Below are 12,247 nucleotides of genomic sequence, written 5' to 3' on the forward strand. Positions count from 1 at the left end.
CGCACCGTCTCGTTGATTCCGCTCCAGTACGTGGGCGACGGCGCTCAGTGCGTGATCGCGCCCATCCGGCCTGCCTGAAAGTCCACCACGGCCTGACGGATTTCGTCCTCGGTGTTCATCACGAAGGGGCCGTAGCGCACGACCGGCTCCTTCAGCGGCACGCCGCCGATCAGCAGGAGCTCGACCGGCTCATCACCGGCGGCGAGTGCGATCGTATCGCTGTCGTCGCGAAAGATCACCATTTGCTGCGCACGCACCGGCTGGCTTTGCGGGCCGTACAGCGCCGTGCCCGACAGCGGATAGGCGAACACGCGGTAATCGCGCGGCACGGCTAACTCCATCTTCGCGCCGGGCTTCAGCGAAAAGTGCTGATACAGGATCGGCGTGCGCGTTTCGATGGCGGCTTTCACGCCGAGTGCCTCGCCCGCAATGACCTTCACACTGACGTTTCCGTCTTCGCTCGTCGCGACGGGAATCTGCGTCGACGGAATCTCCTGATAGTGCGGCGCGATCATCTTGTCGCGGCGCGGCAGGTTCACCCAGAGCTGCAGGCCGTGTACTCGGCCGCCGCGGCGTGTGAATTCCTCGGCCGGCATTTCGCTATGCACGACGCCCGCGCCGGCGGTCATCCATTGCACGTCGCCGGGCCGCAGCGTGCCCGAATGCCCCGCCGAATCCTTGTGGCCGAACTCGCCTTCGAGCATGTACGTCACGGTTTCGAAGCCGCGGTGCGGGTGATCGGGTGCGCCCTTCGCCTCGCCGGGCGCATAGTCGGCGGGCCCCATCTCGTCGAGGAGAAGGAACGGGTCGAAATCCATCAGAAGACGGGTCGGAAACGGGCGATGCACGACGAACCCGCCGCCTTCGATGGTGCGGGTCGCCGGAATGATGCGTTCGATGCTGCGGCTGATGGACATGGTTGCCTCGCGTCGCGGATACAGAAGTAAGGGAATAGCGATGAATTTGAAACACTGGTCTATTATATGGGCCGCGTTTCGCGGTAAAAGACGCTGCGGCGCAATGGATTGTCGCGCTGGCGATAACGAACGCGTCAATCCGAATTCCCAGCCTCAACGAGCGACCATGAAAGCCGACTCGCATGACCTGAACGATCTGATGTATTTCTCGCACGTGGTCGAACACGGCGGATTTTCGGCTGCCGAGCGCGTGCTCGGCATCTCGAAGTCGCGACTGTCGCGGCGTGTGTCCGAGCTCGAGGCGTCGCTCGGCGTGCGGCTGCTGCAACGCTCGACGCGCAAGCTCGCGCTGACCGAAGCCGGACAGCTTTTCTACCAGCACTGTCAGGCGATGCTCGCGGAAGCGCAGGCGGCGGTCAATGTCGTGCAAAGCCTGCGCGATTCGCCGCGCGGAACGGTGCGCGTGAGCGTGCCGGTGACGATCGCGCAGACGTTTCTCTCCGCGGTGATGCCGGATTTCATGCATCGCTATCCGGAGGTGCGCATCGTTTTGCGCGTGACGAATCGTGTCGTCGATCTGTTCGAGGATGCGATCGATGTGGCGCTGCGCGTGCGCTCGGAGCCGCCCGCGAGCTCGAACGTCGTCGCACGGCCGTTGTGGCGCACGGAGCAGATGCTCGTCGCGGCGCCGTCGCTGCTCAAGTCGAATGCGCCGCCGATGACGCCCGCCGAGCTCGCCCAATACGACACGATCGACACGCCGTCCGCCGATGGCCGCCACGTCTACCGGCTGATCGCGCCTGACGGCACGCGCCACGAGTTCGAGCACGAGCCGCGGCTCGTCACGGCGGACCTGTCGATGATCCGTGAAGCCGTGATGCGCGGCGTCGGCATCGCGGCGCTGCCAGAAATGATGTACGGCGCGCCGCTGCGAACGGGCCAACTCTCGCCGGTGATGCCGGGCTGGACGTTTCCGTCGCCGCAACTCTATGCAGTCTTTCTGTCGCGCCAGGGCATGGTCCCGGCAGTGCGCGCGTTTGTCGATTTTCTCGTGGAGTCGATCGGCAGCGGCCAGCGCTTCCCAGGAGAATGTCCTGTTCAGGAAGCGCCCGAACGGGAAACAGTTTGACCGCATCGGCGTCTGTCATTGGTTTATGACATTGAAGCGCGCGTTTGCGATGGTCAGATTCAATTGATGGCGAGCAGTCGCAGCGGTATATTGAAGCTCCCTTCGCTAAGGAGCTCCTTATGCGAAAACTCACGGCTGCTCTGATAGTTAGCCTGATAGGGTTGATTGCGCTGTCCGTGTCGACCACGGCTGCCGCATGTGACGGGACTTCCGGTTCTGGCTACTCGAACCCAAAGTGACCGCCTCACCCGAATGCGCCGAGTGCGCACGAAAAAAGGCCTTCATCTGACGATGAAGGCCTTTTACTTTGAGGCTTGCGCGAGCGCTTACTTGCCGCTCTTCGGCTCTGTGACGAAACCGATCTTCGTGAGTCCGCCGGCCTGCGCCGCCGACATCAGATCGGCGACTTTCTCGTAGGCCACCTGACGGTCCGCGCGCAGATGGATCTCCGGCTGCGGATTCTGCTGCGATGCCTGCGCGATGCGCGCCTCGAGCGTCGCTTCGTCGATCGGCTGATCGTCCCACAGCGTCGTGCCGTCGGCTTTGATCGCGATATTTACATGCGCGGGCTTCTCGTCCTGCGGCTGGCTGCTCGCGTGCGGCAGGTCGATCTTCACCGCGTGATGCATGGCCGGGATCGTGACGAGGAAGATGATCAAGAGAACCAGCATGACGTCGACGAGCGGCGTCATGTTGATCTCGCTCATCATGCCGTCGTCTTCATCTCCGGCGAAAGGGCTCATGGCCATGATGCGAACCTCCGCGCTTACGACGCGCGCGTCGCGAGACGCAGGCTGTCTGTCGAGGCGTTCGTCGCGCGCTTGGTCGACGAGAGCTTCGAGCCCGTGACGAAGAATGCGTGCAGGCCGTGCGCGAAGCGGTTCAGCTTCGTGACGATGCCCTTGTTCGCGCGGGTGAGGGCGTTGTAGCCGAGCACAGCCGGAATTGCGACGAAGAGGCCGAACGCGGTCATGATGAGCGATTCGCCGACGGGGCCCGCGACCTGATCGATCGACGTCTGGCCTGTCGCGCCGATCGTCAGAAGCGCGTGATAGATACCCCAGACGGTGCCAAAAAGACCGACGAACGGCGACGTGGACCCGATCGACGCGAGCACCGCGAGACCCGCCTGCATGCGGCCGACGCCTTCATCCATCACGTCCTTGAGGCAGCGCGTGATCCAATCCGACACGTCCATGCGGTCGTGCAGATGCGGCTGCGTCTGATGATGATGGTCGGCGGCTTCCTGTCCGGCGAGCGCGAGCGCGAGGAACGGGTTGTCCGCGGGGCTGGACGACTGGCTGCCGAGCTTCTTGATCCCGTCGTTGAAGTCGTCGGAATGCCAGAACGCCTGTTCGGCGTTCTTGGTCAGGCGCTTCAGGCGCACGACATTCCATGCTTTCACGATGATCACCGTCCACGAAAGCACCGACATGATGACGAGCGCGAGCGCGATGCCCCGCGTCACGAAGTCGCCTTGCGCCCAGACGTGCGCAATCCCGTAGTTTTGCATTTTCCCGTTCCTTCTCTGTATCTAAAAAAATCGATCAGTCGTTCAGACTGAAAACGAATGGCACCGTGGCGGTCGCGCGAATCGCTTCGCCATTTTCCTTATAGGGGCTGCACGCGCTGCCGCGTACGGCCTCGAGCGCCGCGTCGTCGAGCCGCGACGAACCGCTGCTCTTTTGCAGCGTGACGTTTTCGATTTTGCCGGACAGCCCCACCGTCAGCCGGATGACAGCCGTGCCGGTTTCGCCGCGGCGCCTGGACATCGACGGATAGTCTGGCTGCGCGATGTTACAACTGAGGTGCGCGACGTTCTTCGGCGCGGCGAGATCCATGCTCGGCTTGCCGATGGCGGGCGCGGCGGGCTGCGGCGCGGGCTGCGGCGGGGCGGGCGGCGTGGGTTCGGGCGCAGGCGCGGCAATTTGCGAGGGCGCCTCGGCGACCGGCATCGGCGTGGGCTTCGGCTCGACTTTCGGCTTGACCTTCGGCTTGGGCTGCGGCTTCGGAACGGGCTGCGGAACCGGCTTCGGCGGCGGCGGCGTTTCGACGGCGACCGGCTGCGGCGCGGGCTGCGGCGTTTCGCTGATCAGTTGGGCGGTGATCGATTTGGCTTCGATCGGGCGCGGCAGCGGCTCGCGGTGCATCGTCAGCGCGACGCCCAGAAGCGCGGCGTGAATGATGACGACAGCGGCGCACGCCGCGACGACGCGCGGATTGGCGTTTGCGGCTGGCGCGGTCTGAAACGCGGCGGGAGTGGTGGTCGGGGACTGCATTGTTATTGGCTGCCTGCGGTACTGCGTGAATGCTTGCTGGTGAGGCTGCCTTTCAACTCGGAGTCCAACGACAGCGCAGGCACGGTGCAAAAGAAACCAAGCGACGTCATGTTCGAAAAATCAGCAGGGAAATGAACAGGGTGGCCACGAAACCGATCAGCAGTTCCATCTTTCCCTCCAGGGGTAAGGGGTTGCTCGGCTGGCTCGAAGTGACCGGAAGTTCGAAGGTAACCTGGCTTGCTGGAGACGAGAAAAAACGACTTGACGGCGCGACCGGACAAGCCGCGGGCGCCGTCGTTAGTGCTGCGTCACGGCCGCGCGGGACGCTTCAGGCGGCCTGGCGTTCGTAGAACGTGAGGGGTGCAACGTGTTCGCGCTGCTCGACCCCGCAGCGGGACGAACACACACCGCTTTCTGCCATCACGTCGCGAACGGTCGGCTCGCATTTTCCGCAGCACAGCGCCACGCCGAGCTCGAATTGCAGTTCGTCGAAAGAGTCCACTCCCTCGGCGATAGCGGCGCGGATCTTTCGGTCGGACACTGATTTGCAGACACAGACAATCATGATCGTTCGCGATAGCTTGCGTTAATGCGAATTATTATCATTCGTTATGCGCGGCTTTGCAAGCGGGGTTCTGTGTTTTTTGTAACACAGCGCGCAAGTAGGCGGGTTTATTGCCAGGCGTCTTGTCCGGCGGGCGAAAGCGCGCGTGTGAAAGAGCGCGGCGCGAGGAAACCCTCAGACGATGTCGGGTTCAGCGAGACGCGTTCGGCGCGAGGGGATATCCACATGCTCGACTTTCGCGTCGATTTGAAGCAGGGCCGCGGCGAGCTGGCGCTGAGTTGCGCCATCGGCGGTGGAATAGAAGCGGGGCAGGGTTTCGGGTGGCGTGCTCACGTTTTTCTGCGCATGCGCGTCCAGCAGGCGATCGAGTTGCCGAGCGATCGCCACGCTCGTATCGATGATCTGCAGTCGCTCCCCGGCGATGTCACGAATCGCGCGATCGAGAAAAGGGTAATGCGTGCAGCCGAGCACGAGCGTGTCCGCCCCGGCGTCGAGCATGGGCGCGAGATAGCTTTCGAGCAGCGCCATCAGCGCGGGCGACGACGTGTCGCAACGCTCGACGGCCTGAACCAGCCCATGTCCCGCCTGACAGATGAACCGGCAATCTCCCGCGTACCGGTCGAGCAGTGACTGAAAGCGCGGGGAGCGCAATGTGACGGCCGTGGCGAGTACGCCGACCACACGCGACTTCGACACAGCCGCCGCGGGCTTCACCCCCGGCTCGACGCCGACGAGCGGAATCGGCAGGCGCTCACGCACGAGCGCGATCGACTGGGCGGTGGCGGTATTGCATGCGACGACGAGCGCCTTCGCGCCTTGCCCGACGAGCCATTCGCCGATCGCCATCGTGCGGTCGACGATGAAATCGTCGTCGCGCTCGCCGTAGGGCGCGTGGCGCGAATCAGCGACGTAGATCAGACGTTCGTGCGGCAGCGTCGCGCGTACGGCGCGAAGCACCGACAACCCGCCGAGACCGGAATCGAAAATGCCGACCGGCGCGCTCGCGTCTGACGCGGCACGCCCGTTCGGCTTCTGGGAAGGCACTGCGCCGGGCATGCGGTTACTCGTGATCGCCCATCATGGTCTGCTGGTAGTTCTGGATGCCGACCTTGTCGATCAGATCGAGTTGCGTTTCCAGCCAGTCGATGTGCTCTTCGGTGTCGTGCAGGATCTTTTCGAATATTTCGCGCGAGACGAAATCGCGCACCGACTCGCAATACGCGATGGCTTCCTTGCAGGTGGACTGGGAAATCTGCTCGAGCTTCAGATCGCATTCGAGGATTTCCTTGGTCTCTTCACCGATCAGCAGCTTGTGCAGGTCCTGCAGATTCGGCAGTCCGTCTAGCATGAACACGCGCTGGATCAGCCAGTCGGCATGCTTCATCTCGCCGATCGATTCGTCGTACTCGTGCTTGTTCAGCTTCTCGAGGCCCCAGTGCTGATACATCCGGGCGTGCAGGAAGTATTGATTGATCGCGGTCAGTTCGTTCTTCAACTGCGCGTTCAAAAATTCGATGACTTTCGCGTCGCCTTGCATGATTTTGATTCCTGTTCTAAACGTGGGGCTTTTGAAAAGATAAACCTTGAGCGTGGCAATGCCAAGGTTGAGAAGAAATTTTTTGTTTCGATGAAACCGGGAATGAAAACCTTTCTCAGCTGGCGGCGTTGCAAAGAAAAGAGCCGGGTGGATCGCCCGGCTCGTGCCCATCAGTAGCGGTGGCAAACCGCCGTCAAGCGGCAATCAAGCCGTCGCGACCGGAATTTTGCCGATCTTCGCCTGCCATTCTGCGGGGCCCGTCTTGTGGACCGACGTGCCGGTCGAATCGACGGCGACCGTCACCGGCATGTCCTGCACGTCGAATTCATAGATCGCTTCCATGCCGAGGTCTTCGAACGCGAGCACCTCCGCCTCGCGGATCGCCTTTGATACGAGATACGCCGCGCCGCCGACCGCCATCAGATACGCGGCCTTGTGATTCTTGATCGCCTCGATCGCGACCGGGCCGCGCTCGGCCTTGCCGATCATCGAGATGAGGCCGGTTTGCGCGAGCATCATCTCGGTGAACTTGTCCATGCGGGTGGCCGTGGTCGGGCCCGCCGGGCCGACGGCTTCGTCGCGCACCGGATCCACCGGACCGACGTAGTAAATCACGCGGTTCGTGAAATCCACCGGCAGCTTTTCGCCCTTGGCGAGCATGTCGGCGATGCGCTTGTGCGCGGCGTCGCGGCCCGTCAGCATCTTGCCCGACAGGAGCAGCGTCTGACCCGGCTTCCACGACGCGACTTCTTCCGGCGTCAGCGTGTTCAGATCGATGCGCTTGCTGGTTTCCGTGTTCGGCGCCCAGGTGACCTTCGGCCATGCGTCGAGCGGCGGCGCTTCGAGCTTCGCCGCGCCCGAGCCGTCGAGCGTGAAGTGCGCGTGGCGCGTGGCCGCGCAGTTCGGGATGATCGCGATGGGCTTCGACGCCGCGTGCGTCGGCGCCGCCATGATCTTCACGTCGAGCACGGTCGCGAGGCCGCCGAGACCTTGCGCGCCGATGCCGAGCGCGTTCACTTTCTCGTGCAGTTCGACGCGCAATTCTTCGATCCAGTCCTGCGGTCCGCGCGCGATGACGTCCTGAATGTCGATCGGGTCCATCAGCGATTCCTTCGCCATGACCATCGCCTTTTCAGCAGTGCCGCCAATGCCGATGCCGAGCATCCCCGGCGGGCACCAGCCGGCGCCCATCGTCGGCACGGTCTTCAGAATCCAGTCGACGATCGAATCCGACGGATTCAGCATCGCGAACTTCGACTTGTTCTCCGAGCCGCCGCCCTTGGCCGCGACCTGGACGTCGACCTTGTCGCCCGGCACGATCTCGTAGTGGATCACGGCCGGCGTGTTGTCCTTCGTGTTCTTGCGGCCGCCTTCGGGCGGACTCACGATCGATGCGCGCAGCACGTTGTCCGGGTTCAGGTAACCGCGGCGCACGCCTTCGTTGATCATGTCGGTGACCGACATCGTCGCGCCGTCCCAGCGCACATCCATGCCCACTTTCACGAACACCGTGACGATGCCCGTGTCCTGGCAGATCGGGCGCTTGCCTTCGGCGCACATGCGGCTGTTGGTCAGGATCTGCGCGATCGCGTCTTTCGCGGCGGGGCTCTCTTCCAGCTCGTAGGCGCGGCCGAGCGCCTGAATGTAGTCGAGCGGATGGTAGTAGCTGATGTATTGCAGCGAATCGGCGATGCTCTGAATCAGGTCTTCCTGCTTGATGACGGTCATGGCTTGGGCTCTGGGGGACGAAATTTTTGCGTGCGTTCTATCGGACGCTTCAGTCGAGCGCGCTTCGGGGCGCGATGGTCTCGCTGTGAAAGTGCTTCGGATGCGTGTGCGTGGTCAGCCGGTCGACGTACGCCATGATGAGCGCGGAAACGAGGAACGCGACGTGGATGACAACCTGCCACAACACCGTGTGGAACGTGTGCTGGTCAGGGTTGATGAAGGTTTTCAGCAGGTGGATCGACGAGATGCTGATGAGCGCCATCGACAGCTTCACTTTCAGCACGCCCGCGTTGACGTGATCGAGCCACTCGGGTTCGTCGGGATGACCTTCGACGCCGAGGCGCGACACGAAAGTCTCATACCCGCCGACGATCACCATGATGAGCAGATTGGAGATCATCACCACGTCGATCAGGCCGAGGACCACGAGCATGATGTTGGTTTCGTCGAGCGTCATTGCGTGCGTGACGAGGTGCCACACTTCCTTCAGGAACAGCACGACGTAGACGCCTTGCGCGACGATCAGGCCCAGGTAGAGCGGCACCTGGAGCCAGCGGCTCATGAAGATGACTTTCGGCAGCACTTTCATCGAGCCGGACTGAGGGGGCGAGGCGGGAGAATGCTTGGGAGCGGACATGGCGGCTTTTCAGTCGAGGCAGGTCGGACCGGACACGATGACAGGCGAATATGACGAACAAAACGTGCGATGCGCCGGCAAACGCGCGCTTGAGCGCAATTGCGGTGTCAGGAAGCCCGTTATTGTAGCGCGTCACCCGGCGCGCCTGCCGAAAGCTTTCAGAATTCGCTTAACGGTTGAGCCGTTCCTGAATGACCGTTTCCCGCGGCACGGAGCCGGCGGAGCGCGGTTTGAGGCTCGCGAGCGCGATGCCCGTCACGACACACGCGAGCGCGACGCCGTGCGCGAGCGTCGGCCGCTCGTCGAGGAAAGCGATGCCGTAGAGCGCCGCCGCGACGGGCAGAACGGCACAGAACACGCCGGCGAGACTGCCGTCGACGTGACGTATGCCTTTCATCCACAGCCAGAAGGAGAAGACGCTGGCGGAGAGTCCATACCATAAGACGAGCGCCCACGTGTCCCAGGCGACGCTGGCCCAGTCGAAGTGCGCGAGCGAGGTCGCGCCCGATCCGACGACGGGCAGCATCAGCAGCAGACCGATGGCGTGCGTGTACGCGCAGATGTCGATGGCGGGCAGCGTCTGCGTGAGACGGCGCGACAGGATCACGTAAAGCGATTCGCAGCACACCGCGCCGAGCACCATCAGATTGCCGGGCAACGAGCTCGCGCCCGTGTCGCCGGCCTGAGCGACGTTGATGACGAGCACGCCCGCGATAGCCAGCCCGATCGACGCGAGCGCGCGGCCGCCCGGCTTCTCTTTCAGGAAGATCCACGCGAAGAGCGCGACCACGGCCGGGATCGTGCTCGTGATGACGCCCGCCGCGACCGCGCTCGTGCGCGCGACGCCGTTGAGCATCAGCAACGTGAATCCGAACGTGCCGAACAACGCCTGCAGGAAAAGATTGATCCACTCGCCGCGCGCGACGCGCTTCATCTTCGACCAGCGCAGGAGCGGCCAGAGCACCGCCAGCGCAATCACGAAGCGCAGCAGGGCGAAGAGCGGCACGGGAACGAAAGCGACGATCGACTTGCCGATGCCGACGTTGCTTCCGACGAGCAGCATGGCGCCGATGAGTAAGAGGGCGTAGCGATTCAAGCTGGATACCGCGCGCATAGTTCAGTTACGATTGTGGGGACGCATTGTAGAAGCCCCGCGGACTCCGTGTATACCCCGTGCCCGTTGGATCGGCCACGTAAGAAGCGGGTAAGTTCAACGGCTTATCTTGAAATCAATGCAGGATGTCATGGGCGCGCGAATGTGACCTGACATGCTGTTCGTGCCGCCCCGGCACGGTTCAAGGAGACAAGGTCGGACACGGGAACGCCGCGCGCATCCCGCGTTCGAACCTCATAAACATGCGGCGCACGCAACCCATTCAGCGATGTGCGCGCCGCCGGATTTTGGAAACACCATCAGGAGAGGTTGTCGATGTCTGCGATCGAATCGGTTCTTCAGGAAAAACGTGTGTTCCCGCCGTCAGCCAAGGCAACTGCGGGCGCGGCAATCTCCGGCATGGACGCCTACAAGGCGCTTGTAGCGGAAGCGGAGCGTGATTACGAAGGCTTCTGGGCGCGCGTCGCGCGCGAGACGCTCGCCTGGCACAAGCCCTTCACGAAGGTGCTGGACGAATCGAAGGCGCCGTTCTACACGTGGTTCGAGGACGGCGAGCTCAATGCGTCGTACAACTGTCTCGACCGTCACGTCGAAGCGGGGCGTGGCAACGAGAACGCGATCATTTTCGAAGCCGACGACGGCACTGTCACCAACGTCACCTACGAGGAGCTGCTCGAGCGCGTCTGCCGCCTCGCCAATGCGCTCAAGAAGCGCGGCGTCAAGAAAGGCGACCGCGTGGTGATCTATCTGCCGATGTCGGTGGAAGGCGTGGTCGCGATGCAGGCGTGTGTGCGCATTGGAGCCACGCATTCGGTCGTGTTCGGCGGCTTCTCGTCGAAGTCCCTCAACGAACGTCTCGTCGATGTCGGGGCGGTCGCGCTCATCACCGCCGACGAGCAGATGCGCGGCGGCAAGGCCCTGCCGTTGAAGAGCATCGCCGACGAAGCGCTCGCCGCGGGCGGCTGCGAGAAAGTGAAGGACGTCATCGTGTATCGCCGCACGGGCGGCAAGGTCGCATGGACCGAAGGCCGCGACGTGTGGCTGCACGAGCTCGTCGAGAACGAACCGGCGAAGTGCGAGCCGGAGTGGGTGAGCGCGGAGCATCCGCTCTTCATCCTCTATACGTCGGGTTCGACGGGCAAGCCCAAGGGCGTGCAGCACAGCACGGCGGGCATCCTGCTGTGGGCCGCGCAGACGATGAAGTGGACCTTCGACATGAAACCGGGCGATGTCTTCTGGTGCACGGCGGATATCGGCTGGATTACCGGGCACAGCTACATTGCCTATGGACCGCTCGCGATCGGCGCGACGCAGGTGATGTTCGAAGGCGTGCCGACATATCCGCACGCGGGCCGTTTCTGGGAGATGATCGCGCGCCACAAGGTCACGATCTTCTACACGGCGCCCACGGCCATCCGCTCGCTCATCAAGGCGTCGGAAGCGGACGAGAAGGTGCATCCGAAGAGTTTCGACCTGTCGACGCTGCGCATTCTCGGCACCGTGGGCGAGCCGATCAATCCGGAAGCGTGGATGTGGTATCACGAGAACGTCGGCAAGGGGCAATGCCCGATCGTCGATACATGGTGGCAGACCGAAACCGGCGGCCACATGATCACACCGCTGCCGGGCGCGACGCCGCTCGTGCCGGGATCGTGCACGCTGCCGTTGCCGGGCATCATGGCGGCGATCGTCGATGAGACCGGCCAGGACGTGCCGAACGGGCAGGGCGGCATTCTGGTCGTGAAGCGCCCCTGGCCGTCCATGCTGCGCAACGTCTGGGGCGATCCGAAGCGCTATCAGACGAGCTACTTCCCCGAGGAACTCGGCGGCAAGCTGTATCTCGCCGGCGACGGCGCGGTGCGCGACAAGCAGACCGGCTACTTCACGATCATGGGCCGTATCGACGACGTGCTGAACGTCTCCGGTCACCGCCTCGGCACGATGGAAATCGAGTCGGCGCTGGTCGCCAATCCGATGGTCGCGGAAGCGGCGGTCGTCGGCCGGCCGGACGATACGACGGGTGAAGCCGTGGTCGCGTTCGTCGTGCTGAAGCGCACGCGTCCGGAGGGCGACGAAGCGAAGCAGATCGCGACCGAGTTGCGCAACTGGGTCGGCAAGGAAATCGGCCCGATTGCGAAGCCGAAGGACATCCGCTTCGGCGAGAACCTGCCGAAGACGCGCTCGGGCAAGATCATGCGTCGCCTCTTGCGCTCGCTCGCGAAGGGCGAGGAAATCACGCAGGACGTGTCGACGCTGGAAAACCCCGCCATCCTCGATCAGCTCGGCGAAGCGCGCTGATCTCGCGACGGCCGCTGCCCGATGCGGGCGCGGTCGATCCTTA

Annotated in this window: 12 protein-coding genes; 2 read left to right on the plus strand and 10 right to left on the minus strand. The window is 63.3% G+C overall.

What is annotated here, in order from left to right:
- Positions 1-44: 44 nt before the first annotated feature.
- Positions 45-917: a pirin family protein gene (locus tag NCS58_RS05745; protein ID WP_250538096.1), complete on the minus strand. Its 873-nt coding sequence runs from the start codon at positions 915-917 to the stop codon at positions 45-47.
- 166 nt (positions 918-1,083) lie between these two features.
- On the opposite strand from NCS58_RS05745, the gene NCS58_RS05750 reads away from it, so the two are divergent.
- Positions 1,084-2,046 carry a LysR family transcriptional regulator gene (locus NCS58_RS05750; protein ID WP_061120135.1) on the plus strand — a complete coding sequence of 321 codons (963 nt, stop codon included), beginning with the start codon at positions 1,084-1,086 and terminating at the stop codon, positions 2,044-2,046.
- Positions 2,047-2,372: 326 nt separating this feature from the next.
- Here the strand turns inward: NCS58_RS05750 and NCS58_RS05755 are convergent, their stop codons facing one another.
- The 9 genes from NCS58_RS05755 to NCS58_RS05795 form a co-directional block, all read right to left on the minus strand.
- Positions 2,373-2,795 (minus strand): biopolymer transporter ExbD, encoded by a 423-nt coding sequence (locus tag NCS58_RS05755; RefSeq protein ID WP_061120134.1) that lies wholly within the window; start codon positions 2,793-2,795, stop codon positions 2,373-2,375.
- A gap of 17 nt (positions 2,796-2,812) precedes the next feature.
- Complete coding sequence (locus tag NCS58_RS05760; protein ID WP_061120133.1) at positions 2,813-3,559, minus strand: MotA/TolQ/ExbB proton channel family protein; 747 nt, start codon at positions 3,557-3,559, stop codon at positions 2,813-2,815.
- 34 nt (positions 3,560-3,593) lie between these two features.
- The gene (locus NCS58_RS05765; RefSeq protein WP_250538097.1) at positions 3,594-4,325 is read right to left on the minus strand and encodes an energy transducer TonB; all 732 of its coding nucleotides are present in this window, start codon (positions 4,323-4,325) and stop codon (positions 3,594-3,596) included.
- Positions 4,326-4,653: 328 nt separating this feature from the next.
- A complete protein-coding gene (locus NCS58_RS05770; protein WP_250538098.1) occupies positions 4,654-4,890 on the minus strand; it encodes a bacterioferritin-associated ferredoxin in 237 nt (78 codons plus the stop codon).
- 174 nt (positions 4,891-5,064) lie between these two features.
- Positions 5,065-5,946 carry a glutamate racemase gene (gene murI / locus NCS58_RS05775; RefSeq protein WP_250538099.1) on the minus strand — a complete coding sequence of 294 codons (882 nt, stop codon included), beginning with the start codon at positions 5,944-5,946 and terminating at the stop codon, positions 5,065-5,067.
- Between the two features lie 4 nt (positions 5,947-5,950).
- On the minus strand, positions 5,951-6,427 hold the full coding sequence (bfr, locus tag NCS58_RS05780; RefSeq protein WP_014190999.1) for a bacterioferritin: 477 nt from the start codon (positions 6,425-6,427) through the stop codon (positions 5,951-5,953).
- A 204-nt stretch (positions 6,428-6,631) separates the two neighbouring features.
- The gene (locus tag NCS58_RS05785) at positions 6,632-8,155 is read right to left on the minus strand and encodes a fumarate hydratase (RefSeq protein ID WP_250538100.1); all 1,524 of its coding nucleotides are present in this window, start codon (positions 8,153-8,155) and stop codon (positions 6,632-6,634) included.
- 49 nt (positions 8,156-8,204) lie between these two features.
- A complete protein-coding gene (locus NCS58_RS05790) occupies positions 8,205-8,792 on the minus strand; it encodes a TIGR00645 family protein (protein WP_061120128.1) in 588 nt (195 codons plus the stop codon).
- Between the two features lie 169 nt (positions 8,793-8,961).
- Positions 8,962-9,888 (minus strand): DMT family transporter, encoded by a 927-nt coding sequence (locus NCS58_RS05795; RefSeq protein WP_250538101.1) that lies wholly within the window; start codon positions 9,886-9,888, stop codon positions 8,962-8,964.
- A 333-nt stretch (positions 9,889-10,221) separates the two neighbouring features.
- Here NCS58_RS05795 and acs point away from each other — a divergent pair, with 333 nt between their 5' ends.
- Positions 10,222-12,204, plus strand: a complete 1,983-nt coding sequence (gene acs, locus NCS58_RS05800) for an acetate--CoA ligase (protein WP_250538102.1) — start codon at positions 10,222-10,224, stop codon at positions 12,202-12,204.
- The last annotated feature ends 43 nt before the right edge of the window (positions 12,205-12,247 follow it).

It is taken from the genome of Caballeronia sp. INML3B, assembly GCF_023631305.1.
Taxonomy (GTDB): Bacteria; Pseudomonadota; Gammaproteobacteria; order Burkholderiales; family Burkholderiaceae; genus Caballeronia; species Caballeronia turbans.

Bases quoted from the DNA above. Each gene is read 5' to 3' on its own strand.
- NCS58_RS05745 (WP_250538096.1), bottom strand. From the start codon at position 917: ATGTCCATCAGCCGCAGCATCGAACGCATCATTCCGGCGACCCGCACC.
- NCS58_RS05750 (WP_061120135.1), top strand. From the start codon at position 1,084: ATGAAAGCCGACTCGCATGACCTGAACGATCTGATGTATTTCTCGCAC.
- NCS58_RS05755 (WP_061120134.1), bottom strand. From the start codon at position 2,795: ATGGCCATGAGCCCTTTCGCCGGAGATGAAGACGACGGCATGATGAGC.
- NCS58_RS05760 (WP_061120133.1), bottom strand. From the start codon at position 3,559: ATGCAAAACTACGGGATTGCGCACGTCTGGGCGCAAGGCGACTTCGTG.
- NCS58_RS05765 (WP_250538097.1), bottom strand. From the start codon at position 4,325: ATGCAGTCCCCGACCACCACTCCCGCCGCGTTTCAGACCGCGCCAGCC.
- NCS58_RS05770 (WP_250538098.1), bottom strand. From the start codon at position 4,890: ATGATTGTCTGTGTCTGCAAATCAGTGTCCGACCGAAAGATCCGCGCC.
- murI (WP_250538099.1), bottom strand. From the start codon at position 5,946: ATGCCCGGCGCAGTGCCTTCCCAGAAGCCGAACGGGCGTGCCGCGTCA.
- bfr (WP_014190999.1), bottom strand. From the start codon at position 6,427: ATGCAAGGCGACGCGAAAGTCATCGAATTTTTGAACGCGCAGTTGAAG.
- NCS58_RS05785 (WP_250538100.1), bottom strand. From the start codon at position 8,155: ATGACCGTCATCAAGCAGGAAGACCTGATTCAGAGCATCGCCGATTCG.
- NCS58_RS05790 (WP_061120128.1), bottom strand. From the start codon at position 8,792: ATGTCCGCTCCCAAGCATTCTCCCGCCTCGCCCCCTCAGTCCGGCTCG.
- acs (WP_250538102.1), top strand. From the start codon at position 10,222: ATGTCTGCGATCGAATCGGTTCTTCAGGAAAAACGTGTGTTCCCGCCG.